The 26,434-nt window shown below is 69.7% G+C and carries 14 protein-coding genes; 3 read left to right on the forward strand and 11 right to left on the reverse strand.

The window, feature by feature from the left end:
- Positions 1-174: 174 nt before the first annotated feature.
- The 7 genes from KF837_07905 to KF837_07935 all read right to left on the reverse strand — a co-directional run bounded on the left by KF837_07905 (position 175) and on the right by KF837_07935 (position 11,655).
- Entirely contained in the window at positions 175-1,611 is a 1,437-nt protein-coding gene (locus KF837_07905; GenBank protein ID MBX3227221.1) for an AgmX/PglI C-terminal domain-containing protein, read from the reverse strand.
- Between the two features lie 147 nt (positions 1,612-1,758).
- Positions 1,759-2,343, reverse strand: a complete 585-nt coding sequence (locus KF837_07910) for a hypothetical protein (protein MBX3227222.1) — start codon at positions 2,341-2,343, stop codon at positions 1,759-1,761.
- A 261-nt stretch (positions 2,344-2,604) separates the two neighbouring features.
- Complete coding sequence (locus tag KF837_07915; GenBank protein MBX3227223.1) at positions 2,605-2,838, reverse strand: hypothetical protein; 234 nt, start codon at positions 2,836-2,838, stop codon at positions 2,605-2,607.
- Positions 2,839-2,857: 19 nt separating this feature from the next.
- Positions 2,858-4,168, reverse strand: coding sequence for a tetratricopeptide repeat protein (locus KF837_07920; GenBank protein ID MBX3227224.1), 1,311 nt, complete (start codon positions 4,166-4,168; stop codon positions 2,858-2,860).
- 12 nt (positions 4,169-4,180) lie between these two features.
- Positions 4,181-8,476: a tetratricopeptide repeat protein gene (locus KF837_07925; GenBank protein MBX3227225.1), complete on the reverse strand. Its 4,296-nt coding sequence runs from the start codon at positions 8,474-8,476 to the stop codon at positions 4,181-4,183.
- A gap of 2 nt (positions 8,477-8,478) precedes the next feature.
- Positions 8,479-10,866, reverse strand: a complete 2,388-nt coding sequence (locus KF837_07930; GenBank protein ID MBX3227226.1) for a tetratricopeptide repeat protein — start codon at positions 10,864-10,866, stop codon at positions 8,479-8,481.
- Positions 10,867-11,655 carry a hypothetical protein gene (locus KF837_07935; protein ID MBX3227227.1) on the reverse strand — a complete coding sequence of 263 codons (789 nt, stop codon included), beginning with the start codon at positions 11,653-11,655 and terminating at the stop codon, positions 10,867-10,869.
- A 499-nt stretch (positions 11,656-12,154) separates the two neighbouring features.
- Here KF837_07935 and KF837_07940 point away from each other — a divergent pair, with 499 nt between their 5' ends.
- From KF837_07940 to KF837_07950, 3 genes are read left to right on the forward strand one after another with little or no spacing between them, the layout of a single operon-like run.
- Positions 12,155-12,775 carry an RNA polymerase sigma factor gene (locus KF837_07940; GenBank protein ID MBX3227228.1) on the forward strand — a complete coding sequence of 207 codons (621 nt, stop codon included), beginning with the start codon at positions 12,155-12,157 and terminating at the stop codon, positions 12,773-12,775.
- Between the two features lie 27 nt (positions 12,776-12,802).
- Positions 12,803-14,059, forward strand: coding sequence for a hypothetical protein (locus KF837_07945; protein MBX3227229.1), 1,257 nt, complete (start codon positions 12,803-12,805; stop codon positions 14,057-14,059).
- A 3-nt stretch (positions 14,060-14,062) separates the two neighbouring features.
- The gene (locus tag KF837_07950; protein MBX3227230.1) at positions 14,063-14,656 is read left to right on the forward strand and encodes a hypothetical protein; all 594 of its coding nucleotides are present in this window, start codon (positions 14,063-14,065) and stop codon (positions 14,654-14,656) included.
- An 85-nt stretch (positions 14,657-14,741) separates the two neighbouring features.
- Here the strand turns inward: KF837_07950 and KF837_07955 are convergent, their stop codons facing one another.
- The 4 genes from KF837_07955 to KF837_07970 form a co-directional block, all read right to left on the reverse strand.
- Positions 14,742-16,256: a hypothetical protein gene (locus KF837_07955; protein MBX3227231.1), complete on the reverse strand. Its 1,515-nt coding sequence runs from the start codon at positions 16,254-16,256 to the stop codon at positions 14,742-14,744.
- A gap of 242 nt (positions 16,257-16,498) precedes the next feature.
- Positions 16,499-19,666 carry a beta-propeller domain-containing protein gene (locus KF837_07960; protein MBX3227232.1) on the reverse strand — a complete coding sequence of 1,056 codons (3,168 nt, stop codon included), beginning with the start codon at positions 19,664-19,666 and terminating at the stop codon, positions 16,499-16,501.
- 449 nt (positions 19,667-20,115) lie between these two features.
- Complete coding sequence (locus KF837_07965; protein ID MBX3227233.1) at positions 20,116-23,292, reverse strand: beta-propeller domain-containing protein; 3,177 nt, start codon at positions 23,290-23,292, stop codon at positions 20,116-20,118.
- A 104-nt stretch (positions 23,293-23,396) separates the two neighbouring features.
- Positions 23,397-26,420 (reverse strand): glycosyltransferase family 39 protein, encoded by a 3,024-nt coding sequence (locus tag KF837_07970; protein ID MBX3227234.1) that lies wholly within the window; start codon positions 26,418-26,420, stop codon positions 23,397-23,399.
- Positions 26,421-26,434 lie beyond the last annotated feature (14 nt).

The raw sequence follows: 26,434 nt of genomic DNA on the forward strand, positions 1-26,434 counted from the left end.
GAGTTCCGGACGAGACGACTCTAGTTTGTCGCTTTCGGAGTGTCAACGCAAAATCCGGACGGAAAACGGAGCAATTTCGGCAGTTTGCGCCATTTTGACGCACACAAAACCGCGTTGACGTCCCGTTGGATGCGCATCAGCACGATGGCATTCACGACGTGCGTTGGCGCGACGCTACTTCCCCTGCTGAACGAACGTCACTGGGATCTGTAGCGTCGAGCCGCCGCCGCCGGGGGGGTCGAATTGGGCGCGCTTCACGTGGCCGGCGATGCAGTTGGCGACGGAGGGGGAGAGGCCGCTGTTCGAGGCGATGTCGGCGCTCGAGACCTCGCCGTTCGGGCCGACCTTTGCGCTGATGACGACCTTGCCGGACATGTTCGGGTCGCTGTTCAGGCCGACCTGGTAGCACTGCTTGAAACGCGGACGGAGGCCGGCGATGACGCGGTCGGCACCGGAGACCGGGACCGTCGCGCTCGTGCCGCCGAACTGCGGGTCCGCCGCCTTCGGGCCCTCGACCTTGCGCTCGCCGCCGGCCGTGTCGCTGCCCGTGCCCTTCGTGCCGCCGCCGAGGGCGCCGAGGCCGCCGCCCTTGCCGCCTCCCTGGACCGCGCCGCCGCCGCCGCCGACCTTGAGGTCGCCGGTGCCGTGCGCGACGCCCGCGCCCGACGCCGCGGCGCCCGAGAGGTCGACCGGCGGGATGTCGCTTCGGTTGAGGGCACCTTGCACGGAGGAGCCGCCGCCGAGCGCGGCGAGCATCTGCATCTGCATCGCGTCGGCCTGCGCCGCGAGCGCGGCGGCCTGCTTGTCGCCGACGCTGCCCGCGGAGCGGCTCGCGCCGGCGGAGCCCCTCGAGCCGCCTGCGCCGCCGCCGGCGGGCCTCGACGCGGCCTGCGCCGTCGCCGTCGACGTCGCGTTCGTGCTCGGATCCGTCGGCGTCTCCGTCGCCGGGGGCGGCGGGATGTTCTTCATCATGTCGACGAGACCCGCGACGTTGAAGTCGTCGCCGACGACGGGGTCCATCCAGTCCGAGTACATCGCGCCGACGAGGCCGAAGTGGAGGAGGAAGCTGAACGCCGCGATGATCGTGAGCGACCAGTCGATCTGCGCGGCGATGCCGCCCTTCACCGCGAGCGGCAGCTGCGGGCGCGGCTGCACCGGCGGCGGCGCGACGAACTGGAAGAGGAACGTCGTGTCGCCGATGACGACCTTGCCGCGCGCCTCCTCGCTGAGCTTCACCTGGTAGACGTTGTTGACCTTCTTCGCCTGCGCCTTCAGCGCGTTGAGGTCGCTGATGCCCGACGCGAGCGCGACGCGGCCCGTCATGCCGTCGAGGAAGTTCAGGTAGTAGTCCATCCCGATGAGCTCGAAGAGCTTGAACATCGGCGGCACGATCTGAGACTGGATGACGAACGTCGCGCGCTCGTTCGAGCCCACGTTCACCGTCGTGCGCTGCTTGATGATGCGCTCTTCGACGACGCGGCCAGCCTGGACGAGGCCGATGCGCAGGACCTTCGGGCCCGTCTGCACGGACATCGCCCGCATCACGGCGGTCATCTGACCGGGGCGCGCTGCTCCTCCAGGTCCTGCTTGCTGTCCGGGTCCGGGTCCCATCATCGCGAGATACTCCTGGAGCTAAGTGTCCAAGACAGACGAGGCGCAGACGGGAAAGTTCCCACCTGCCGCGATCCTACCGCCAACCCCGCGTACCGGCACCAAAATCGTCCGCGACGCGGGGGCGCGCGGGCGTGTGGGGTGCTGTCAGCTGGAGAGGGCGATGTCGCCGTGCGTGGCGGCCTCGAGCCGCTCGATCATCCGGTCTGCGGCGTCGAGGCGGTCGCGTGACAGGCGGCGCGCGGCCGCGTGGGCCGCGATGCAGAAGGCCGTCGCGACGACGCCGAAGGACGCGACGCTCACGGCGTCGTTGAGCAGCGACCGGACGAAGAGCTCGCCGAGCTCGCCGGTGAGGTCCGGTGCGTCGACGAGGCCGCGTCGCATCACGAGGGTCGCGAGCATGATGCCGGCGCTCGTCGCGATGGATGCGCACACGCGCGGGACACGGTCCCAGCGCTTGATCCGAAGATCGAGCTCCGTGAGCTGCTCGTTCACGAGCGCCGCGCGCGTCTCGGGCTGCGTGACCGCGAGCGCCGCGAAGAGGTCACGCTCCCAGTCCGCCCCCGGATCCCGCTGCGCCGCCGAGCGCAGCGCGGCGACGGGGACCGCGCGATCGAGCGCAGCGACGACATCGTCCGGATGCAGCGCGGTCGGCGCAGCAGCAAAGAAGAGCCGCCGCGCGCTCGCCCCAACACACGCCGCCGCAACGAAGACCGACACCGCAACGATCACGACGCAAACCTACCGCCCACGCACGTCGAAGCGAAGAGCCCGGAAATCCGCGCGCGCGCGAAGACCTACCGTCGAAGGGGCCCCAGAAGCCCTTGGGCCGGGATGGCGGAGCGCCTGGGCGTCGAGCGCAAAGACCTACCGTCGAAAAGGGGCCCCAGAAGCGGCCGCGCAAGCGGGCGCGAAGCGCCCCGAGCGCGCAGCGCGAGGGCCGTGTCTGGGGTGGGGGTGTCGGGGGCGAAGCCCCCGACGTTGGGTAAGCCCTCAGAACGGGTCTTTGCGGGATGCCTCCTCGATGCGATCGAGGAACGGCTGACGGAGCTCTGCGAGGGTCAGCTTCGGCTGGATCTTGCTCACGTCGACCGAGGCGACCGGCTTCTGCACGCGGCCGACGATCGTGACCTCGTTCAGCGTGATCACGCCCTTCTGCTGCGCCGATGCGTCGCCGGCGAAGAGCGCGAGAGCACCGAGGGTGAGAGCGAACAGAGCCTTCTTCATGCGGACCTCTCTCGACAGACTACTTCTTCGCCGGCGGCGCGCCAGGCGCGGGCTTCGCCGGCGCGGCGGCGGGGGCCGGGGTTTGTTTGAGCTCGTTCTGCTTCGCCTGCGCGCGCTGGATCAGGTCGTCGATGTCGTCCTGCACGCCCGGCGGCGGCTTCGGGCCGCGCATCGTGCGGTAGCTCTGGAGCTCCTTCAGCGCGGTCGACACCTGCGTGTCCGCCGTGTAGCCCGGGATCGTCGGCGCGGTGAGGAACATGAGGCCGAGGTCGTAGTGCGCCGCGGCGAGGGAGGAGTCCTTCGCGAGCGCGAGCTCGAACTCCTTCTTCGCGTCGGCGTAGCGGCCGAGGAGGCGGTACGCGTCGCCGAGGTTCAGGTGCGCGAGCGCGTTGTTCGGGGCGAAGCGCGTCGCGCTCTCGAGCACCGGCGCGGCCTCGGCCGCGTTGCCGGCCTCGAGGCGCATCGAGCCGAGGTTCACGAGCGCCTCGACGAGGTCGGGGCGGCGCTTCACCGCCGCCTCGAAGTCCTGGAGCGCGACCGCGCGCGAGCCGCTCTCGCGGAGCATGAGGCCGCGGAGCAGGTGCGCCTCCGCGTTGTCCTTGTCGCGCGGCGGGCTCGCGTCGCCGAAGCCGACCAGCACCGCCTTGAGCGCGTAGTCCGCGAGCGACATGCGGCGCGCGCGGTAGTGATCGCGCGCGATCGTCACCATCGCGTCCTTGAAGTCGGGATCGATGCGGAGCGCGTCCTGCGCGAGCTGCTGCGCGCTCGCGTGATCGCCCTGGATGCTCTTGAGCTCGCCGTGGCACGCCGTGAGGCGCGCCGAGTTCTGGCGCTTGTTGCGCTGGCCCTGCATGAACGTGTCGGCCTCGCCGCGGTGGCCGGTGCCCGCGAGCAAGAGGGCGTACGCGCAGATCGAGAGCTCGTGGTCCGGGTTCGCCGTGTACGCGCTGCGGTACGACTGCTGCGCGCCCGCGACGTCGCCCTGGCGCTCGAGCACGACGCCGAGCGAATACGGCGGCGCCGGCGACTTGCCGTCGAGCGACTGCGCCTCCTGGAACTTCTTCTTCGCCGTCGCCAGATCGCCCTGGAGCCACGCGTTCCAGCCCTCGGTGTAGCGGCTGAGCGCGGCGCCGGTGAGCCCCGACGTCCCCGCCCCTTCGACCGCGCCGAGGTCGGTCGTCGAGCCGGACGAGCCGGAGCTCGACCCCGGCGGGGCCGCCGCGCCGCCGCGGAGCGCCGAGTCGGGGGTCTTGCCCTTCTTCTCGTCGCCGCCGCCGCACGCCGCGACGAACAGCGCCAGGAGCGAGAGGGAGATGAGTGTACTACGCATCAATCTTGCTCCTTACGGCGCGGGCGGCAACGAGGTCTGCGCGCCCTGCGCGGCGGGGAGCGCGGTGAGGCCCGGGCGCGTCTGGACGTACATGTTCGTGGTGTACGTGAGCTTCGAGGCGCCCTTCGTCGTCGGGTCCGGGGTGTTGCCGACGTACTGGGCCATCTTCGCGTCGCCGATGATGTCCGTGTAATACGCGAGGCGGCCGACGGCTTTGGTCACCGCGGCGTTCTTGACGTTGAACCTCCGCGCGTAGGCCACCGCCGTCGCGTAGCGGCGGATCATGATCTCGTCCGCGCCGTCGAGCTCCTGCTGCTTCTTCTGCTTCCAGAAGTCCTTCACCGCGTCCTCGAGCTCGTCCGCCTTCGTCATGAGGTCGTCGCGACCGCTGTTGCGCATCGTGTCGAGCATCTTCTCCTGCTGCAGCGTCATCAGGCGGATCTTCCCGGCCGGGACCGGGTTCGGACCGGTGTACGTGATCGTGTTGTAGAGGCCGCTCCGGAGCGTGTCGAAGATCGCGCCCTGGCGCGCGAACGCGGCCGGGACCCAGTCGAGCGACTCGTACTTGCGGATGATCTCCTGCTCGAGCTTGAGATCGTACTTCTGCGCCTCCTCGGCGTTGATCTGGTACTTGCCCTTCTTCGCCTTGCCGTCGCCGAGGACGTCCGCGACGGCGCCGCCGTAGACGTGCTTGCTCGGCACGTCGAACTTCTGCGTGATCTCGTCGTCGAGGAGCGTGAACGCGGCCTCCGCGGCGTAGTCGACGTAGGGCGGCTTCTGCGCCTCCGCCGCGCCGTTCTTCGCCTTGTAGTTGTCCCAGGCGAGGACGGTCTGCTGGAGCCACGTCTTGAGGTCGGCCTCGTTGCCGACCTTCTTCATCTTCGCGACCTCGTAGGCCGCCTCGACGACGAAGCGCCCCGCGCCCGCGTTGCCGCGGTTCGCCTGGACGTACGCGATGAGCGCCTGCTGGCCCGACTGCCGCGTGCTGCGGTTCGTCCCGGTGTCCGCGCCCTTCGCGTCCCACTGCTTGTAGTCGAACGACGCGACGAGGTAGTCCGCGTTCGCCTTGTCCTCCGCGCTCGGGTGGAGGCGGAGCATCGTCTGGTACTCGTTCTGCATCCGGCCGCGATCGCCGATGTTGGCGTAGAGGATCATCGCGTTCCGCGCGGCCTCGCGGCGCTTCTCCTCGTCGAAGCGATCGGTCGCGGCGACCTTCTCGTAGGTCTCCGCCGCCTTCGGATAGTTGAAGAAGGAGTAGTACGTCGTGCCGAGCGCGTCGTACGCGTCGGCGAGGTACTTCAGCCGCTCGCGGTAGAGGTTCTGATCCGCCTTGATGTCCTTCTTCGGATCGCCTTTCTGGAGCGCGTTGAGCTGGGCGTTCGAGCCGTACTCGCTGATGAACTTGTTGTAGAGCGCGATCGCCTTGTTGTAGTCGCCGATCTGCTTGTAGGCGTACGCCGCGTTCATCGCGCCCTCCGGCGCGTCACGGCGCGTGGGGGCGTCGTTGAGGGCGATCTCGTAGAGCTCGCCGGCCTCCTTCCAGATCGGGCGCTTCGACTTCGCGTCCGGGTTCTTGCACGTCTGGCCGACCTTCGCCTCGCAGGCCTCCTCGAACTTCTTGCGCGCCTTCTGGTAGTTCGCCTCCTGCCCGATCGGGCCGGTCATGTTCGAGGCCTCGGCCTTCTGCTCCTCGTTGACCGCGCAGGTGCGCTGCTTCTCGGCCTCGGAGAGGCGCACCGCCTCGTCGGCGTCGCGCGTGACCGTCGCCATCGTGAGAAGGCGGTTCCAGGCTCGGTAGCCGTATTCGTTCTGCCCGCAGTTGTCCTTCCACATCTTGTCGAAGCGCTGCTTCGCGACGTCGAACTGGCCGTAGAGGAAATACGTCTCCGCGATGAAGTACTCGTACTCGAGGCCGCGCTTCAGCGGGTCGAGGCTCGGCGGCACGGCGTGGATGTACTCGTCGCGCGCGTTGAGGCTCTGCTGCACGACGGGGGGGATCACGTCCTTGACCACGTTGCGCGTCGACGGATCGGGCCCGTCGAACTTCACCTCTTCGCGCCGCTCGATGCCGACCGTGCCGCCGGTCTCCTTGAAGCGCGCGTAGGCGAGGTCGCGATCGATGTCGCTCACGTCGACGACGAAGAGCGCGGCGTTGTCGAGGAACTTGTCGTCCTCGTTCGAGTCGCGGACCTCGATCGCGGCGGCGAGGGCGTCGTCGATGTCCTTCTTGCTCGGCTCGTTGAACGCCCGCGGTGCGTTGTTGTGGAGCGTGACCTGGATGCGGACGTAGTTGCGCCGCGCGTCCGCGTTCCAGTAGCGCGACTCGTAGGCGTCGGGCGCGTTCTCGTCCTGCTTCAGGTACCCCTGCCAGCCGACCGCGGCGAGCTTGTACTCGTTCGCCGCGCGCGAGAGGAGCTCGATCTGCCGGCCCGGATCGTTCGAGGCTGCCTGCGCCTCCGCGACGGCGGCGCGCGCGTTGGTCGTGTGCTGCGCCGCGGCCTGGCGGAGACCGCCGCGGACGAGGCGCTCCGCGTTCTGGATCGCGGCCGGGTTGTCCTTGTTCGCGTCGACCCACGGCGTGTTGCCGATGTAGTTCGCGAGCTTCGTGCGCGCCTCGAGCGCCTTCTGCGCCGTCGCGTCGTGCTCGGGCGTGCCCGGGCGCTTCGTGACGTTCATCTGGTCGTACGTCTCGGCGATCGCGTTCTGCGTCTCCGGCGCGGTGGGGTCCATCGGCCACCGCTGGAGCATCGTGTCGTAGACCTCGATCGCGTTCGAGAACTGGTTGAGGCTCCGGAACTCGTAGGCGAGCGCGCGGTAGATCTCGATCGTCCACGGCTTGTCCTGCGGGATCAGCGTGGGGTCCTTCACCCGATCGATCGCGATGTGGAGCTTCTTCTCCGCCTTCTCCGGCGAGGGCTCGGTGTCGAGGATGTCGGGCCGCATGATGTACGGCTCCCAGTCCTGCGGCCCGGTGAAGTCGATGTTCGTGAGCGAGCCCGCGATGTACGTGTACGCCTCGGTCCGGAAGTCGGCGCCGCGGTCGCCGGTGATCTTCTCCTGCTCGTCGGTGTAGAGGAGGAGGTTCACGAACTCCTTCGTCGCGAGCTCGTAGCGCTGCTGCTTGAACAGCGTCCACGCGTACTTGTAGAGCGCGACGCCGTAGAGCGGCGGCTTCTTGTACTTCATGCCGCGCGCGTACGCGCTCGCGGCGCGGTTGTAGCCCCACACCGCGGCGGGGTCCTCCTTCGTCACGCCGCTCCCGAAGTCGAGCTGATCGAACTCCCAGTTGCCGATCTGCCACCACACCTCGGCGACGTACTTCGGGTCCTCGCCCGGGCGGAGCGAGGTCTGGGGGATGAACTTGCAGTCCTCGGGGTAGACCTCGGTGTAGACCGTCTCCGGGTTCGCCTTCGTCGGCGCCTTCGGGTTGTTGTAGCGGCGCCGCCACGCCGTCCAGTGCGCCTCGTCGCCGTCCTGCGGCAGCGGCTTCACCGTGTCCCGCTCCTTGTCCTTCGGATCGACGGCGACCGGGTACGGGTAGTGGTTGTGGCAAACGAGCGAGCGCCAGACCTGCTGCGACTCGGGCATGCGGCCGGCGTCGTTCAGCGCGTGACCGAGGAAGTAGTAGATTCCGGCGATTTCGCGATATTTGGGATATTCGCGAACAACGCGTTTATAGAGACGGATCGCGTCCTTCAGGCCCTCCTCGAGCGGCGCGACCGCGTCCTCCGAGCGCGAGCGCTCTTCGTAGAGCGCGGCGAGGCGGTACATCGCGTCCGGCGTCGCCTCGGGGTGCGCGCGCGGGCCGTCGTACGTCCGGATGAACTCCTCGAGGCGACGGATCGCGACCTCGCGCGCCTTCTTGAGCTCCGCCTTCTCGATCGCGATCTCCTGGTCGAGCCCGGAGAGGATCTCCTTCTTCTTCGTCTCGTAGTGGAGCTTGATGATGGTCGTGACGGTGTCGCGGTACTCGCGCGCGCCCTTCTCGTACGCGTCGACCTCCTGCCGCATCGCCTCGAGCGCCGCGATCTGCGCCGGCGTCGGCGGAGGAGGCGGCGGGTGGAGCTTCCGCGCCATCGCGGCGGCGGTCATCGCGTTCTGGGCGCTGCTCGGCGCGCCGGCGTCGGAGGAGGCGGCGGCGGTCGGGGTCGCGGCGCCGCCGTCGCCCGCGGTCGGGGCGGCGGAAGCGCCGGCGTCGGTGGTCGCGGCGGTCGCGCCGGCGTCGGCGCTCTGCGCGGAGGCGGTGGGCGCAAAGGCGATCGTGAAGAGCGCGATCAGGAGCGCGCCCAGGTGTCGCTTCGTCGGCATGGCTACTTCGCCGCCTCGGTGTCGCCGGCGTCGTCGAGAACCTCGCGCAGCTCTTCGTCGAGGAGCTGCTCCTCGCGCGCGCGCTCGGTTTGGAGGTTGTGGACGCGATCGAGCTCCTCTTCGCGCACCTCCCACGCCTGCTCGGTGATGCCGACGTCGGCGCGGAGGACGATGCCGCGGATCTTGTCGCGGACGAAGAGGAAGTTCCGCTTCGCGACCTCGCCGACGAGCTCGTGCGCCTCGCGGTCGAGCGCGCCGAGCTGCATGTTGTACCCGTTGATCTTGAGGCGCTCGGTCTCGACCTTGTTCTGCATCTCGGCGAGGCGCGCGCCGACCTGCGCCTCGAGCTCGCCGAACTGTGCGATGAGGCGGTCCTCGACCGCGCGCGACTGCTCGAGCGCGCCCTGCACCTTGCCGGCGTACTTCGCGGCGTCGCCGCCGCCCTGCCCCTGCGCGGCGAGGGCGACCTCGCGCTCGATCGCGTCGCGGAAGGTCACCCGCGCCTGCGCGTCGCTCTGGTAGCGCGCGTCGCCGAGGCCGACCTGCGCGCGGCCGACCTCGATCTGGTGGCGGAGGTCGGCCGCCTCCTGCTGGCGCTGCTTGAGGAGCCGCTCGTTCTCGTCGAGCTCGTCGTTGAAGCGCTTCACCGAGGAGGGATCGCGCGCGAGGCCGCGCTGCGCGTCCTCCTTCAGCATGCGGCGGAGGCCGTTGATCGTGGCGTTGAGGTAGTCGATCTCGACCCCGCGGCGCGTGAGCTCCTGCGAGACGTTGTTCCACTGCCGCATGCCCTGGTAGTCGCGGTCGTTGAAGTCGTTCTGCGCGACCGGGAGCTGCCCCATCTGGGTCATCAGCGCGCGACGCGTCGCGCGGACCTGGCCGATCTCGCCGCCGAGGCTCTCCGGCTCCTCGGAGTCGAGGCCCCGCGCGATCATGAGGCGCATCTTCGAGATGCGGTTCAACAGCGAGAGCGCCTTCTCTTCGCCCGCCTTCAGCTCGGGGAACGCGCGCACGCGGTTCGAGGCGCCGAGGATGATCGAGAGCTTGTCGATGAGCTGGTAGCTCTGGCGAATGAGCTGCTTGCACTGGTTGACGTCGTCGATGACGGCGAACGCCATCGCGCCGTCCTCCGCCTCGCGCGCCCAGCGCACGGCGGTGGGCGGGAGCTGCTCGTTCTGGTCGAGCACGTCGAGCTGCTGCTGCGAGAGCTTCTCGTAGTAGACGGCGGGGTCGGGCGTGTGCGCGATGAAGTCCTCGAGCTTCGCGCGCATCGGCTCGTACTCCTCGCGCACGCCGAGGTAGAGCTGGAGCGCCTTCTCGAACGAGCCCGCGCGGAGGAGGAGGTCGGCGCGGAGGAGCGTCGCGTCGCCGGCCTGCGCCGAGCTCGGGTCCGCGATCGAGAGGACCTCGAGCGCGCGCTCGGCGCGCTGCACGTCGCCGAGGCGGACGTAGACCCACGCGAGCTCGTAGAGCATCGTCCCGAACTCGGGCGAGGAGCGGCCGACCTTGGAGTAGGCCTCCGCCGCCTGGGTGTAGCTCTCCATCTCGTAGAAGAGGCGGCCGATCGCCATCCACGAGAGGTCGATGACGTGACGATGCTCGTCGGTGTCGGGCGCGAGGTCGGTCGCCGCCTTGAAGTACTCGATCGCGGACTTGTAGTTGGTGGGCGCGACGCGCGCGGTGCCCTCCGTCCCCGCGGCGGGCGGCGGCGCGGGAGGGCCGGCTTGCTTGATCGCGACCATGCCGCGGAAGTACCGCGCCTGGTGCGTGTACGGCGTCCCGGCCGGGATCTGGTCGAGCGCGCCCGCGGACTGCGAGTAGTCGCCCTTGAAGTAGTAGGCCTTCCCCTTCGCGTACTGGAGACCGGCGTCGGCCTGCGAGGGCGGCACTTGATTGAGCTTCGAGAAGATCTCGTCGAGGCCCTGGAGGTCGTTGATGCGCAGGCACACGTCGATGAGCCGCGCGAGGGCGCGACCCATGTACGGCTCGAAGCGCGGCTCGGTCGCCTTGTCGACGATCTGCTTGTAGTCGCGACGCGCGGACAGATACTCCTTCTGCGCGTAGAAGGTCTCGCCGCGGAGCCAGAGCGCGTCGACGTACGCGAGCGTGTCGGGGAACTCCTCGAGGATCTCGCTGAACACCACCGTCGCGCGCGGGTAGTCCTTCGAGCGGTAGAGGATCTCGCCGTTCGCGAGCCGCTGCTCCACCGAGTAGCGCTCGGCCCGCGCCTTCTCGATCGCGGCCTGGACCGCGTTCGCCTCGATCGAGACGGTGCTCACTTCCTTCTGCGCGGCGGCGCCGTCGGCGTCCGCGTTGGCGGCGCGCGCGGAGAGAGGAGCGATCGCGAACGCGACGCCGATGAGCGCCGCGAGACCGGTACTGCGGCGGCGCATTTACTTTCCTCCGCCGATTTGGACGCTGCCCGACGCGCCACCGGACGGGCTCGTGACGGTCGCCCCCGCGCCGCCGGGGCCGAGCGAGGCCACGCGCTCCGCCCACTCGATGGTGGGGCGCTGCTCGAGCGGCGTCGTCACGCCGCCCTTCTCGAGCGCGGTCGCGACGAGACCGAGCGTCTTGCCTTCGACCGCGGTGAACGAGTGCGCGCTCTTCACTTCGAACTTGTACCCGCGGAGGTACGTGAAGACGCCGTAGCCGTTGCCCTGGAAGTTCAGGATGACCTGCACGGTGTGGTCGCCCGGCGGCATCGAGCCGTTGAAGATCGGGATCTCCTTCTGGTCCGCGAGCGCGCCCGTGTCGTCCTGGCGGTTGTACTGGACCGCGCCGTCGACGACGAAGAGCGCGCGCGTCAGGCGGAACGCGCTCGACATCTCGTTCTTGAACACGACCTCGGCGCGGGAGCCCGCGGCGCCGCCGGAGATGATCGTGTCGGAGAGGAGGGCGAGCCGCGTGTGGCTGCGCCGGATCTGGTCCTTCAGCTCGTCGACGCGCTGCTCGAGGTCCTTGAGGCGGACGGAGTAGGTCGCGCCGTCCATCGCGGGCTTCTCGGGGATCGGCACCGCCGGCTGCCCCGCCGCGCTCACGCCCGCGTCACCTTTCGCGTCCTTGGCCGACGCCGGCGCGGCGGTCGCCGCGGTGGGGGTCGCCGCGCCCCCGTCCTTCGCTGCATCGGCGGGCTGCGCCCCCGCCGAAGGACCGAGAACACACAGGAAACCGAGGGCCACGGAGAACGAAACCAGAGCCCCGACAGCGCGACGACGCATGACGCGATTCCCTTTCAAGAAGCCGGATGAATGGCCCGAGCCCGTGGACGCCACGAAACCGAACCGTTACCTCGACGAAGCGAGCACGAGTGTAGGCGTCCAGAAGGGTCCATGGCAACGGCCGCCCACCTGACCACTATCTCTTCCGACACAGTTTGGTCGCCCTTCTCACCAGCAATGCGACGCATTGCATCATTTGCCAGCCCGGGGCCCCAGAAGCGGCCGCGCAAGCGGTCGCGAAGCGTCCCGAGCGCGCAGCGCGAGGGCCGTGTCTGGGGTGGGGGTGTCGGGGGCGAAGCCCCCGACGTTGAGAAAGAGAACTTTGTTCGCGAAGGCCCGTCTCTATGGCCCATCGGACCCAAGGAAATGAGAATGCTCGTCACGAAGGGAGTAAAGTGGGCTGCGAGAGGCGCGCCATGGTGCGTGTGCCTCTCATGGCTGTTCCCGGAGCGATGCGAGCATGACCGGCGTACCGAAGCGCTCGCAGGATCCGCCCGACGAAGCGCTGATGCTTCGCTACCAGGCGGGGGACGCTGCGGCGTTCGCCCAGCTCGTCCGGCGGCATCAGGGCGCGCTCTTCAATTTCGCGCTCCGCCAGGTCCGGGTCCCGCAAGTGGCGGAGGACGTGGTGCAGGAGTCGTTCGTCCGGGTCGTCCAGAACGCGGCCGACTTCAAGCACGAGGCGCGCTTCACCACGTGGGTCTACACGATCACGCGCAACCTCTGCATCGACCACCTGCGAAAGCGAGCGCTCCGCAAGCATCCGTCCCTCGACGAGTCGCGCGGAGAGGAGGGCGACGGACCGACCTTGGGTGAGCAAACGGCCGACCCGCGCGCCAGCGTCGAACGCGAGGCGACGGGCACCGAGCTCAAGGAGCGCATCGCGCTCGCGGTCGACAAGCTGCCCGACGAACAGCGCGAGGTCTTCCTCATGCGGGAGATCGCGAACCTGCCGTTCAAGGAGATCGCCGAGATCACCAACGTCCCCGAGAACACGGTCAAGAGCCGCATGCGCTATGCCTTGGAGAGGCTCCAGGAAGCGCTCGCCGAATACGAAGAATATGCCCGCGCCCTGCGCTGAGAGACTTAACTAAAGGAACTGTCGAAGATGGACTGCGAGAAGGCCGAACCCCTGCTGCTCGACGAGCTCTACGAAGAGCTGGACGAGCTCACGAGCGCCGCCGTGAAGCGCCACGTGTCGGGGTGCGCCCGGTGCGCGGGTGTCTTCAACGGCATGCGGTCGGCGCGCAGCGCGGCGGCGCTCCCGATCATGGCGGTGCCGGTCGGGCTCGAGGAGAAGATCCTCGCCGCGGCGAAGGAAGCGGCGAAGCAGCAGAACAACGTCGTGCCGTTCAAGGCCAAGGTCTCGCGCGTCATCTCGATCGCGGGGAGCTGGGCCATGCGCCCGCAGACCGCGATGGCGGCGGTCTTCCTGCTCATGATCGGCACGAGCGCGTTCCTCATCCGCTCGAAGGACTACCGCAGCAACGACTCCGCCGTCTCCGTGACCGTCGCCGGCTCGCCCTCTCCGACCGCGGCCGGCGTCGCGCAGAGCGAGACGATCGACGATCGAGCCGCCGCGTCCGCGCACGGTCCGTCCGCGCCGCCCGTCACGCGCCCGCCGCCGATGCCCACCGTGGCGGCGATGGAAGCGCCCGCGGCCGCCGGTCCGGTCGATCGGATGGCGCGCGGCGATCTCGCGGAGAAGGAGCAGCAGGGGCAGGCGCTCGGCGCGCTCGGCGCCGACAAGGACGAAGGAAGCCACGCCGGCTACGGCGGAGCTCCGCCGCCCGCCGCGAACGCGGGGCCGCCCGCGGGCGCGCCGATGGCCGACGGCATGACCCAGCAGCCGGGCGCGATGGCGCGTCACGCGGGCAAGAACGACGATCCCTACAGCCTCGGCTCCGCCGCGTTCCAGGCTCGCAACTACGCCGAGGCGGCGAAGCAGTTCGACCTCGCCGCGAAGAGCGGCGATCGCAACGCCGAGCTCTGGGCGGCGGAGAGCGTGCGCGAGGGCCAGGGCTGCGCGATGGCGGTCGGCCGCTTCGAGGCGCTCGCGAACAAGGCGCCGGGGCAGTGGGTCGGCAACGAGGCCTCGCTCCGCGCCGCGAAGTGCCAGATCGCGCTCGGCCAGACCGACGCCGCGAAAACGCGCCTCGCCGCGCTCGCGCAGTCGTCCACCCATCAGCAGCAAGCGCAGGCTACGCAAAACGACCTGAACCAGGCCATCGCCGCGAAGAGCGGCAGCGCGACGGTGAAGGGCGCCGCCGCCGCTCCGCGCAAGGCCGCGGCGAAGCCCGCTCCGCTCGCGCCGCGCAGCGAGGCGAGCGAGGCGGAGAAGAAGGCCGTCGACCACGGCTACTGACGAATGCTCGCGGATCCGCTCGCGCTCTGGGCCAAGCTCGACGCGGAGCGCGCGCTCCATCCCGCCGATCGCGCCGTCCTCGACAAGACCGAGCCGGCGCGCTCCCTCGTCGCGGAGCTCCTCCCGAACGGTCACGCGCGCGACCTCTGGAGCGCGTGCGCCCTCCTCGGCCGGATGATGGCGGACGAAGGTGCCTCCCCTTCCCTCGCCGCCGCGACGATCGACAACGCCGCGACCGCGCTCGCGCCCGTCGACGCGGCGCGCGTCGCCGCCGCCCGCGCTTCGCTGCTCGAGGGCTACGTCGCGGCCGCGCGCGAGCACGAGCTCCACGCGAGCCTCGCGGCGTGGGAGTACCCGCGCTGCGTCGTCACGATCGAGGAGGGCGTCGTCGCGGTCGCGTGCGGCCGTTCCGCCGACGACGCCGACGGCCTCGCCGCGTGGGCGGAGCGCGTCGCCCGCGCGCTCACGAAGGCGAAGGTGAAGCGCGCCATCCTCGCCGGCGACGACCGCGCGAAGTCCGAGCTCGCGAGCGCGCTCGAGCTGGTGGGCATCGCGCTCGGCCCCGCCCCGAAGCGCTGGCTCCCCTGGCGCCGCTAAAGTCTTCAACGCAGGGGCTGCGCCCCTGCACCCCGCTCGCACGATGCAGAAAAACGTCGGAACGTTTTTCTGCCGCGTGCTCGCTCTACAGGGGGTGGTGGGTCGTGAGGAGCTTGGCGAGATCGGTGTTTGGGGAGGCTACGCAGATCGTGGTGTCGGGCTCGAGGCGGCCGCAGGTTGCGCCGGCGGCGCGGAAGGGCGCGACGTCCTCGGGGCGGGAGAGGACGTAGATCGTCGCGGCGTCGAGGCGACCGGATTCCACGTCGCGCGTCAGCTCGGCGCACGCGCGCTTCGCCGCGGCGCGGTTGATGCGCGCGAAGTATCCGCTGTTGAAGGTGAGCCCGGAGAGGTACGCGCGGTACGCGTAGCGGATGCTGAGGTCCTCGTCCCACGGCGTGCACGCTCTCCAGATCTCCATCGGATAGAGCGCGAGGTGCCGGTAGTCGCCGCGCGCGCTCTCCCATCCCGCCGCGTAGGGCGCGCCGGACGGCTTGCTCGCGAACTTCGGCCGGACGTGGTCGGGCTGCGCATCGACGATCTGGAGCGCGAGCGCGACGGCCATGATCGCGGCGGCGATCGCGGGGCGGGCGGAGAACGCGCGAACGACGATCGCGATCGCGACGAGGAGGGCGACGTACGAGAACGTCCAGACGAAACGACCGGACGAGCGGAGCGGGCTCAAGATCGACGAGAGCCCCGGCGGGAACCAGGGGATCATCGCGAAGACCGCGAGCCCGAGCGATGCCCAGCGGAGGGGACGCGGGAGGAACGAGAGGTCGAGGCCGCTCCGCCTCTCTCGAACGAAGGCGACGCAAGCCGCGACGACGAGCGCCACGCCGCCGAGGCCGAGATAGGCGAAGCCCTCGTACTGCGATTTGCCGGAGGGCAGCGCCGGCAGCACGCGCGAGTGCCCCATCGAGTCGAAGAGCGTCAGCGGCGACGCCGAGAACTCCCCGATCCCTCCCGCGCCCGGATCGACCCCGCCGCCGAAGTACCCGATGAGGAGGAAGACGACGAGCACGGCGATCGAAGAGCCCGCGCTCCATCCGAGGAGCTCCCGCCGCGAGAGGGCTCCGCGCGCGTGGTGGTGGTAGAAGAGGCCGACGCCGAGCACGAGCGCCATGATCGCGAGGTACGGGTGGATCCCCGCCGCGAGCAGGACGACGCCCACCATCGCGCGCCGCGCGCGGGCGTGCGCGCCCGGCGCGAGGTGGAGCCCGATCGCGGCGAGCAGGAGGAAGTGCGAGCAGAGCGTGTCGTGCGCGAGCCGCTGCAAGAGCGCCGGCGCGGTCGCGAACATCAACCCGCCGAGGAGCGGAACGAGGTGGCCCTTCGCGACCGACGCGACGAGCCGCGCGCCGAAGAACCCTTGGAGCGCGAAGCACAGCCCCAGCCACGGTCCGATGTACTGGACCTCGAGCGGCAGGAGCGACGACAGCGGCTTGAGCGCGATCGCGACGATCGGGTTCGAGTCCGTGTAGCCGACCGACGTGCCGAGCGGATACGCCGCGCCGCGGATCGCGCCGAGCGGAAAGTGCCACCCGTCCTTACGAAAGAAGAGCCACCCGAGAACGTGCTGCGCCCAGTCCGACGAGAGCAACCAGTCGAGCCGCGTCGGCGACAGCGCCCCCGCCCCCCCGTGCCACGCAAACCACCCAAGGCCCCCAACCCCCGCCACGACCGAAACACCGAGCCGACCAGAATCGCGCAGCCCCGACGCATCGCTCATGCACCGAAGAGGCTACGCGAGCCCGTCACAGCGAGCGCGCGGCAGAAAAACGTTCCGACGTTTTTCTGCATCGCGCGAGCGGGGTGCAGGGGCGAAGCCCCTGCGCTGAAAACTCACCAGCGAAGCGTCTGGAGCCCCCACTCGCCGAGCGAGGCGATGCCGCGGTCGGGGCCGAGGAGGACGTGCCAGCTGTAGCCGTAGCCGCGGAGCTCCGAGGACGAGAGGAGCTTCGGCGTCGCGCTCGTCGTGTCGTAGACGCCGATGCCGTTCTCCTGCCACAGCGCCACCTTCGCGCCGCTCGCCGCGAGCGGCCAGCGCGCCTGGCCGACGAGCTCGCTCACGATCCCGAGCTTGCCCGCGCGGAGGCCGCCGATCGCCCAGAGGCCACCCTCCTCCAGGACCGGCGGGTCGTAGTAGCCGCCGGGTCCCGGGTTGTAGTTGCGGTAGTCGTAGATGCGCTCGTGCGTGACGTAGATGCGGTCCTCCGCGAGCTGCACGCCCCAGAAGTGCTGCGACGGCGGCGTGTACGTCTGGCGCAACGTCACCTTCGTGTCGGTGACGTCGGCGAGCTTGAAGTCGCGAGCGACGCGGACGCAGGCGCTGTTCTCCCAGTCGAACCAGCCGCGCGTGTACCAGTCACACTGGCTGTAGTCCGTCGCCGGCGTCCTCGTCACGCGGTAGTCCGTCGTCACGATGCGCGACGACGGCGCGTCGACGTGGAGGAGCGAGCCGGGGACGTTCACCGTCGCGAGCTGCTTCGTCGTCCCGGCGAGGTTCACGCGGTCCATGTAGAAGCGGACCTTCCCCTTCGTCGTCGGCGACGGGACCCAGCGCGACGTGAGGACGGTCGTGCCCATCACGTGGAGCGGCGTCGTGCCGAGGCTCGGCGGGAGCACCACCGGCCGCTCGTGCACGAGCTGCGTCGGATCGGCGAAGTCGATGACGTGGAGCTTCCGGCGATACTCGTAGTGGTACTCCTTCTTCGGGCCGCCGGAGCCGCTGGAGCTGCTGGAGCCGTAGTAGTCCGGCTCGTACGGCCTGCCGTTCTCGTCGACGTACTCCGTCACCACCTCGAGGTACGCGAGCTTCGAGCCGACCTGCACGTACGCGTCGCCGGAGCCGACGAGGCCGCCGTTGTAGTAGCCGCCGTAGAAGCCGTAGCCGTCGAGGCCGACGCCGCAACCGCCGTAGTAGCCGTAACCGCCGTAGACCGGACGCGTGAGCGGGACGGAGGTGCGACCGACGATCTTCGGCGCGGCCGGGTTCGACGTGTCGATCGCGGCGACGATGACGTGCCCCGCGTCCGTCGACTGGTAGTCGTACTTGTAGACCGGCAGCGTCATCCACACCGTGCTGCCGCGCGAGAAGAGGCGCGCGTCGTACCACGCCGTCCACGACGAGTAGCCGTAGGAGCACTGCTGCTGCGGCGCCGCGAGCTCCGCGAGCGACACCTTGCCGACCGCGTTCGCGTCGTCGGCGTTGTCCTTCGGCGTGAGCGCGAGCATCGCCTCGCCCGACCACCAGTCGTTCGTGATCGCGGCGATGTGCGTCGGCGTCTCGACCATGCGGTACGCCGGGTTCGAGAGATCGAGCTCGTCGAGGCGGGCCGGAGCGTCCCGCTTCGCGATGTCGAAGGTCGTCACGTTGCGATCCGACATGCCGAGGAGGCGCCCGCCGGGGAGCACCATCGCGCGCTTCGGCTGGCCGCGGTTCGGCGCGAGGCCGCGGAGCGTGAGGCCCGTCTTCGCGTAGTCGATGATCTGGATGCCGTTCTGCGCCTGCTCGCAGGTCGCGCCGTCCCAGCGCCCGTAGCTCGCGAACGGGACGAGGATCGTCCCCTCCTCGTCGAGGACGCGGATCGCTTTGTGGATGCGATCGGCGTCGGCCGCGATGTGGCCGCCGCTCCCGAAGGCGACGCGCGTGAGCATCGTCGGGTTCTCGAGGTCGCTCACGTCGAAGAGCGACACCGCGAGCTTGCCGCCCCAGTTCATCTGGTCGTAGCCGAAGCCGACGAGGCGATCGCCGCGCGGCTCCATGTGGAAGATCCAGCCCGGCATCTCGAGCGCGGCGGCCTGCTTCGGCTGCGCCGGGTTCGAGAGGTCGATCGTGTAGAGCGGGTCCGTCTGCTGCGCCGTGATCGCGTAGCCGCGAACGCCGTCGAAGCGCACGCTCCGCAGCGACTCGGGCTCCGGCAGAATCAGCTCGGTCTGCCCGAGCGGCGTGATGCTCGCCGCGCTCGTCACCGTGAACGTCTGCACGCGCGGGTTGATCGTGCCGTTGGGGCCCCACCATCCGTTGCCGTACTGGCTCACGACGCGGAGCACGCCCTCGTGCTCGTCCATCTGCCAGCGGCTGTTGATGCTCCCCGCGATCGCGACGTCGGCGCCGCGCTTCAGCTTCCCGGACATGTCCGAGATGTCGACGACCTGGATGACGGAGCCGCGGTTCGCGTCGCCGCCCGACCAGTCCCAGGAGGGACCGCCGATGTACATCCGCTGGTTCGTCGCGCTCACGCTGCGCTGCCACCAGCTGTAGTCCTTGCGCGGCGCGCGGAACGCGATCTGATCGATCTTCGCGACGCTCGTACCGCCCACCGCGAACGAGGTCACCGTCGTCGACGGGAGCTCGTTGCAGTTCCAGCAGTAGCCGTTCTCGAACGTGACGAGGTAGAGCGAGCTCCCGACGAGGCGCGAGTCGGCGATCGAGCCCGGGACGTCGTAGTGACCGACCTCGGTGATCTTCGCGGGGTTCGTGACGTCGAGCTCGAGGAGCTCGCTCGTCTGCACCCACTTGCCGCCCCTGCCGTCCTGGATCCAGCGGCCGAAGTCGTTCAGCATCACGTGCGCGCGCCCGTTCTCGACGTACATCTCGAACGGCACGCCGTCGGTGCGCTTGCGACCGAGCAGGCGAAGGTGCGTCGGATCCGAGACGTCGACGACGGCGAGACCGCCGTACTGCGAGAGCGCGTAGAGACGGTTGCCATCCAGCTTGACGATGTCAGCCTCCTGGATCGCGCGCGACGCGCTCTCGCCCGCAGGAGGGGCCGGACCGCCGGACGACGCGCCACCGCTCGACGACGACGAGCCCGCGCTCCCGTCGTTCGAGTTCGAGCCCGAGCTGCCCGAGCTGCCACTCGACGAGGAGTACTGGCCGTTCGGGCTGTCGGACTCGAAGCCGTTGTCGACGACCTCGACGTTGCTCGTCGGATCGATCGGATGCTTCGTCGTCGGCCCCGGCCCCGGCCCCGGCCCCGGCACGGGCGCCGGCTCGCCGCTCGACACGCCGCCTCCCCCGTCATCACCGCAGCCAACGGCGACCAGCGCCCCCAGGATCAACGAAGCCGGAAACAGCCATTTGCGTTGTGCCATGGACTCTCCTGCCCCCGGCTGAGCACACACTGTGCCGCCCACTAACCACTCGACATCACGTGCCCAAAGCCAGCCCGCGCCCCCATCCGGCACAGATTGGCTCACCGCATCACAGCCTCTCGCGGGGGTGGCGGAGCCTCCTCTCGGGGTCCGAGGAGCGCGCGCCCCAGCCCCGGGAGAGGGCGGACCCGGCGCGCTCAGCGCGCGGAGAGACCCCCGGCGGGAGAGCTCGAGAGGGCAGAGCCGGCGGAGCCCTCTGAACAAGAACCCCCTCTCGCGGGGGTCCGGGGGCGGCGGAGCGCGCGCTCAGCGCGCGCGGAGAGACCCCCGGCGGGGAGAGTGTGAGAGGGGCAGAGCCCCTCTCACCATGAGAAACTCTGGAGGCCCCACTCGCCGAGGGAAGCGATGGCGCGATCCTGCGAGAGGAGCACGTTGGAGCTGTAGCCCCAGCCGCGGAGCTTTGCCTCTGCCATGAGCTGCGGCTGCGCCGAGGCCGTGTCGAAGACCGCCATGCCGCTGTCCTGGAAGATCGCGACCTTCGTCCCACTCGCCGCGAGCGGCCAGCGCGCGTTGCCGCCGCGGATCTCGCTCACGATCGAGAGGCTGCCGCCGCGGAGACCGCCGATCGCCCAGAGACCGCCCTCTTCGATGATGGGCGGGTTCCAGACGTACGAGCCGTACGCGTCGGTCGTCCCCTGGTAGTTCCGGTAGTCGTAGACGCGCTCGTGCGTGACGTAGATGCGATCGTCCGCGAGCTGCACGCCGTTGAAGTGCTGCGACGGCGGAGTGAAGGCCTGGCGGAGCGTCACCTTCGTGCCCGCGACGTCCGCGAGCTTGAAGGAGCGATCGACCTTGATGCAGACGTTCTCGTCGTAGATGAACTGCGAGCGGAGGTCGTGCTTGTAACACTCCTCGTAGCTCTGAACCGCCTTCCGCTCGACCTTGTAGTCGGTCGCGACGATGCGCGAGGAGGCCGCGTCGACGTGCAAGAGCGAGCCGGGGATGTTCACGCTCGCGAGCTGCGTCGTCGCGCCGTTGAGGTCGACGCGGTCCATGTAGAAGCGGACCTTGCCCGGCGCCGAGCCGTACACCCAGCGCGACGTCATCACGACGCCGTTCAAGACGTGGAGCGGCGTCGTGCCGATGCTCGCGGGGAGCGTGACGGGACGCTCGTGGGTGGGGCTCGCCGGGTTCGCGAAGTCCACGACGTGGAGCTTCCGCTTGTAGTCCCAGTGGTAGCCCTTCGTGTCGGGCGGGATCGGGTTCTCGGGCGACCACTCGTAGCTGTACGGCCGGCCCGCGTCGTCGACGAACGTCCGGACGATCTCGAGGTACGCGAGCTTGTTGCCGACCTTGACGTAGTCGTCACCGGAGCCGAGGACGTTCCGGCTGAAGTCGTAGGCGTTGTAGTAGCCCCATCCCGCCGAACCGACGCCGCAATAGAAGTAGCCGCCGTAGTACCCACCGCGGTTGCCGTTGGGGTTCGGCGTGAGCGGGATGTTCGTGCGGCCGACGATCTTGGGCGCGGCCGGGTTCGAGGTGTCGATCGCGGCGACGACGACGTGGCCGGCGCTCCCGTCGTCGCCGCTCACCGGCAGCGTGAGCCACACCGTGGTGCCGTTCGCGAAGAGGCGCGCGTCGTACCACGACGCCCAGCCGTACGGGTTGCAGCGGTTGGCGGCGGGCTCGGCGAGCTCCGCGAGGGAGACCTTGCCGACCGCGTTCGCGTCGTCCGCCTTGTCCTTCGGCGTCAACGCGAGGACCGCCTCGCCCGACCACCATTGGTTCGTGATCGCCGCGATGTGCGTCGGCGTCTCGACCATGTGGTACGCCGGGTTCGAGAGATCGAGCTCGTTCGTCTTCTTCGGCGCGTCGCGGTTCGTGAGGTCGAACGTGCTCACGTTGCGGTCCGACATGCCGAGGAGGCGGTTATTGGGGAGGAGCATCGCGCGGCGCGGCTGGCCGCTGTACGGCGCGACGCCGCGGAGCGTGAGGCCCGTCTTCGCGTAGTCGATGATCTGGATGCCGGTCGCGGGCTGCTCGCAGGACGTGCCGTCCCAGCGCCCGTAGCTCGAGAACGGGACGAGGATCGTGCCCTGCTGATCGAGGACGCGGATCGCCTTGTGGACGCGGTCCTGGTCCTCCGGGAGGTTGCCGCCGCCGGTGCCGAACGCGACGCGCGTGAGCATCGTCGGCTTCGTGAGGTCGCTCACGTCGAAGAGCGACACCGCGAGCTTGCCGTTCCAGGTGGTGTCCTCGTAGCCGAAGCCGACGAGGCGATCGCCGCGCGGCTCCATGTGGAAGATCCAGCCCGGAATCTCGAGCGCGGCGGCCTGCTTCGGCTGCGCCGGGTTCGAGAGGTCGATCGTGTAGAGCGGATCGGTCTGCATCGCCGTGATCGCGTAGCCGCGGACGCCGTCGAAGCGCACGCTCCGCAGCGACTCGGGCTCCGGCAGAATCAGCTCGGTCTGCCCGAGCGGCGTGATGCTCGCCGCGCTCGTCACCGTGAACGTCTGCACGCGCGGGTTGATGCTGCCGTTCGGACCCCACCAGCCGTTGCCGTACTGGCTCACGACGCGGAGCACGCCCTCGTGCTCGTCCATCTGCCAGCGGCTGTTGATGTTGCCCGCGATCGCGACGTCGGCGCCGCGCTTCAACTTGCCCGACATGTCCGAGATGTCGACGACCTGGATGACGGAGCCGCGGTTCTCGTCGCCGCCGCTCCAGCTCCACGAGGGACCGCCGATGTACAGGCGCTGGTTCGTCGCGCTCACGCTGCGCTGCCACCAGCTGTAGTCCTTGCGCGGCGCGCGGAACGCGATCTGATCGATCTTCGCGACCGCCGTCCCGCCCACCGCGAACGACGTCACGACCGTCGACGGGCTCTGGTCGCAGCGCCAGCAGTACCCGTTCTCCATCGTGACGAGGTAGAGCGTGTTGCCGACGAGGCGCGAGTCGCTGATCGAGCCGGGCACGTCGTAGTGGCCGACCTCGGTGATGCTGGCGGGGTTCGTGACGTCGAGCTCGAGGAGCTCGCTCGTCTGCACCCACTTGCCGCCGCCTTCGTCGACCCAGCGGCCGAAGTCGTTCAGCATCACGTGCGCGCGCCCGTTCTCGACGTAGAACTCGAACGGCATGCCCTCGGTGCGCTTGCGACCGAGGAGCTGCATCCGGTTGGGATCGGTCACGTCGACGATCGCGAGGCCGCCGTACTGCGAGAGCGCGTAGAGGCGGTTGCCGTCGAGCTTGACGATGTCGGCCTCCTGGATCGCGCGCGACGCGCTGTCCTCCGAAGCAGGAGGAGCCGCGCCGCCGGACGACGTCGACGATGTCGACGAGCCCGCCGAGAGGCCCCCGTCGGCGCCGCCGCTCGACGAGCCGCTCTTGCCCGACGGATCGTCCGACTCGAAGCCGTTCTCGACGACCTCCACGTTGGCGTCGGGATCGATCGCGTTCTTGCTCGTGTCGTCGCCGCAGCCGACGACCATGCAGCCGCCGGCGATGAGCGAGGCGGCAAGGAACCAAGCGCGTTGAGACATGCGCGGGGCGTGAAGCAGCTCATGTGCCAGGACAGGATTGCTGTCTTTTCAAGCCGTTGGCCTCATCGGCGCGGCACAGGTTGGCTCACATCCCGCCCGCGGGATCACTGCACCCGGAGCGTGCCGCCGTTCACGCGGTTCTCGTTGTCGCCGCCGGTCTTCGTCTTGAGGCGCGTCTCGCCGATGAAGAAGCCGAAGTACACCGTGTAGGGACCGGGGCTGAAGTTCGGCTCGAGGCTGAACTCGTGATCGTCCATGAGGAGATCGTCCTTCAGCCATTGCGTCATCGGGTACTTGCCCTCGCAGACGACGTGGTCGCCGTTGTGGCGGCGATGGAACCCGTCGATGTGGATGAACATCTGCCACTCCTGGCCGATGTTCTGGAGGACCTTGAGGTACGTCCGCATGTGGTACTTCTTGCCCGGCGACACCGACTCGACCATGCGGCCGTTCGCGTCGACGATGTCGTAGCCGAGCACCGCGAGCTTGTCCTCGAGGTTGGCGTCGAGGCGCCGCTGCACCTTCGCCGGCGGCGCGGACAGGATGATGCGGCCGAGCGGGTTCTGGTTCTTCTCTCCCTCCGCGAGCGACGACGCGACGAGGATGATCTGGCTCGACCTCGCGTCGAGCACGGGCAGGTTCTGGCCGGTGCCGGTCCGCTCGCGGTACGTGCGATTGAGCCGCCCGAGCTCGTCCGCGCGCACCGCGGCGAAGCGGCGCGTCCCCGGCTCCGCCGCCGCGAGCCACTCGTACGCGCTCGCGGTGTCCTTCAAGACGATCGGCTGTCCGCCGGCGTAGTACGCCGCCGTGCGCCCGCCGACGCCGAAGAGCGCGAGCGGCTCGTTGGTCTTGTGCACGCGCTGGTAGCTCTCGAAGATCTCCTTCGGCGAGAGCTGGTTCGCGAGCGCGGGGTAGAACGAGACGCAGAGGACCGCGCCCACGGTGACGCCGAACGTGACGAGGAACGCGGCGCGGCTCCCGCGGAAGAGATCGCCGATGAAGCCGAGGATCAAGAAGAGCGCGACGCCGGAGGGGATCGCGAGCGCGACGGCGACGATCGGCTTCAGCTGCAGCTTCCAGTAGAGCGCCGCGAACACGATGCCCGGCACCTGGAGGTACATGAGCGGCACGAGCAACAGCACGCAGACGGGACCGATCCCGGGCTCGAGAGCGTCCATCTTGACCTCGAGGCGCCCGACGAGCAGCTTCCAGATCGAGTCCTTGAGCGGGTGCTCCTTCAGCCGCGCGGCGAGCTCTTCGAACGGCTCGAAGCCGCGCGTCCCGGCCTTGATGATGCGCTCCTTCAGCGTGACGCCCGCGCTCGCGAAGCGCCCCTCCGCCCGATCGAACGCCCAGACCCAGACGTCGCTCCAGAAATAGACCGCGAAGATGACGGCGAGCGGCGCGAAGGCGGTGAGCCACCACGCGTTGAGGACCAGCTCGCGCATCTGCGAGCTGAGCGTCGGCAGCCACTTCGCGTGCTGGCGCGTGCCGAACCAGACCGCGAGGCCGGCGAGCGACGCGCCCGCGACGATCGCGAAGTACGCGAGCGCGAGCATGCCGTCCCACGCGTCGCGGAGCGCGAGGACGACCCTGAGGTAGCCCTTCGGCTCGAACGGCTCCCGCTCGGGATCGCGCTCGACCCAGGTGAGGAACGAGATCCCCGCGAAGCCGACGAGGACGATCGTCCAGAGCTGGAGCGACTTCGCCTTGAAGCTCTCGGGGAACGTCGCGCCCGCCGCGACGGAGAACGCTTGGAACGCCTTCTCGGGGAGGTTGTGGAGCTCGTGGTGCATGCACCCGAGCAGCACCGCGGTGCCGACGCCGACCGCGAGCGACGGATGCGCGCCGCGCTCGTAGTCGCGGAGGGCGATGCCGCAGACCGCGGCGATGACGGCCGGCCCCGAGAAGGTGACGAGATCGACGCGCGCCGCGATCCACGCGTGGGCGACGAGCGCCGCCGCCCCCCCCACGAGGAGGAGGAGCCGCGCCTGGCTCTCGCGCGCGAACGCGGCGCCGGCCTTGTCCGCCAACGGCGGCGCGGCGAAGAGGCGACCGATCGCGAAGGGAGCAAACGCGCTCCACGGCGCGAGCGACGGCGCGACGTGGCCGACGATGAAATCGAAGGTGGGGTAGCGGTTGGGGGCCTTGAGGAGCGCGCCGGCCCAGATCACGGTCTGGTCGTCGGCCTTGTCCGCGCCGAGCGCGCGGAGGCCGAGGTAACAGAACACGAGGCCGATCGCGCCAGCGGTGAGGGCGGCCGCGCGCGCGACGCCGTCGAAGCGCTGTCCGTTCCCCGCCGCGATCGCGTGCGCGACCGCGACCGCGAGGGCGGGCACGCCGACGCCGATGAACGCGCCGCGCGTGAAGAAGCCGGCGGCGCAGCCGACGAGGGCGAGCGCGAGCCAGAGCACGCGCGTCGGCGTGTCGTTCGTGTCGTCCTCGCGCCGGCCGAAGACGGCGACCGCGAAGCCGCCGAAGATCATCGCGAACGACGTCATCATCACGATGTCGCCGAGCATCGTGCGCGCGTGCACGAAGTAGAGCGGCATCGTCGTGAGGGCGACGGCGGAGAAGAGGGCGGCGCGGCGATCGACGAGGCGCGCGACGAAGCCGAACGTGACGAGGACGCCGACGATGCCCCAGATCGCGAGCGGCAGGCGGCCCGACCACTCGTGGAGGCCGAAGAGCTTGAAGCCGAGGGCGATCGAGGTGAACGGGAGCTGGGGGCGCCCGAGGTCGTTGAGGTGCGGGAGCGAGTTGTCGGTCGCCTCGAGCGCGAGCGCCGACGCGCCGTGCAGGTTCAGCGCGATGCGCCGCGACAGGTCCGCGACGTTCAGCTCGTAGGGGTCCCAGAGCCCGCTCTTCGTGAGCGGCGGCAGCACGAGAAAGAACAGCGCCGCCACGGCCGCCGAGAGCGCGAGCGGCAACCACGCCGGCCCGCCGGGCTCCGCGAGCACGCGCTCCGGCTCCGGCGCCGTGGGCTCCTCCTCGGCCGCGGCGGCCGCGGGCTCGCCCTCCTTCTCCTCCTCCTCGGCCGCGGTCTCCTCGGCCGCGGTCGCTTGGGCCGGGGCGGACGGTGCCTTCTCGTCGTCGTCGGGCGCGGGCGGCTTTTCGGAGTCGGACATAGCTAAGCTCTAGC

The organism is Labilithrix sp., assembly GCA_019637155.1.
GTDB lineage: Bacteria > Myxococcota_A > Polyangia > Polyangiales > Polyangiaceae > Labilithrix.

Excerpts from the sequence above, each read along its gene's own strand:
- KF837_07905 (MBX3227221.1), bottom strand. The coding sequence starts at position 1,611 with ATGGGACCCGGACCCGGACAGCAAGCAGGACCTGGAGGAGCAGCGCGC.
- KF837_07915 (MBX3227223.1), bottom strand. The coding sequence starts at position 2,838 with ATGAAGAAGGCTCTGTTCGCTCTCACCCTCGGTGCTCTCGCGCTCTTC.
- KF837_07920 (MBX3227224.1), bottom strand. The coding sequence starts at position 4,168 with ATGCGTAGTACACTCATCTCCCTCTCGCTCCTGGCGCTGTTCGTCGCG.
- KF837_07925 (MBX3227225.1), bottom strand. The coding sequence starts at position 8,476 with ATGCCGACGAAGCGACACCTGGGCGCGCTCCTGATCGCGCTCTTCACG.
- KF837_07930 (MBX3227226.1), bottom strand. The coding sequence starts at position 10,866 with ATGCGCCGCCGCAGTACCGGTCTCGCGGCGCTCATCGGCGTCGCGTTC.
- KF837_07940 (MBX3227228.1), top strand. The coding sequence starts at position 12,155 with ATGACCGGCGTACCGAAGCGCTCGCAGGATCCGCCCGACGAAGCGCTG.
- KF837_07945 (MBX3227229.1), top strand. The coding sequence starts at position 12,803 with ATGGACTGCGAGAAGGCCGAACCCCTGCTGCTCGACGAGCTCTACGAA.
- KF837_07950 (MBX3227230.1), top strand. The coding sequence starts at position 14,063 with ATGCTCGCGGATCCGCTCGCGCTCTGGGCCAAGCTCGACGCGGAGCGC.
- KF837_07965 (MBX3227233.1), bottom strand. The coding sequence starts at position 23,292 with ATGTCTCAACGCGCTTGGTTCCTTGCCGCCTCGCTCATCGCCGGCGGC.
- KF837_07970 (MBX3227234.1), bottom strand. The coding sequence starts at position 26,420 with ATGTCCGACTCCGAAAAGCCGCCCGCGCCCGACGACGACGAGAAGGCA.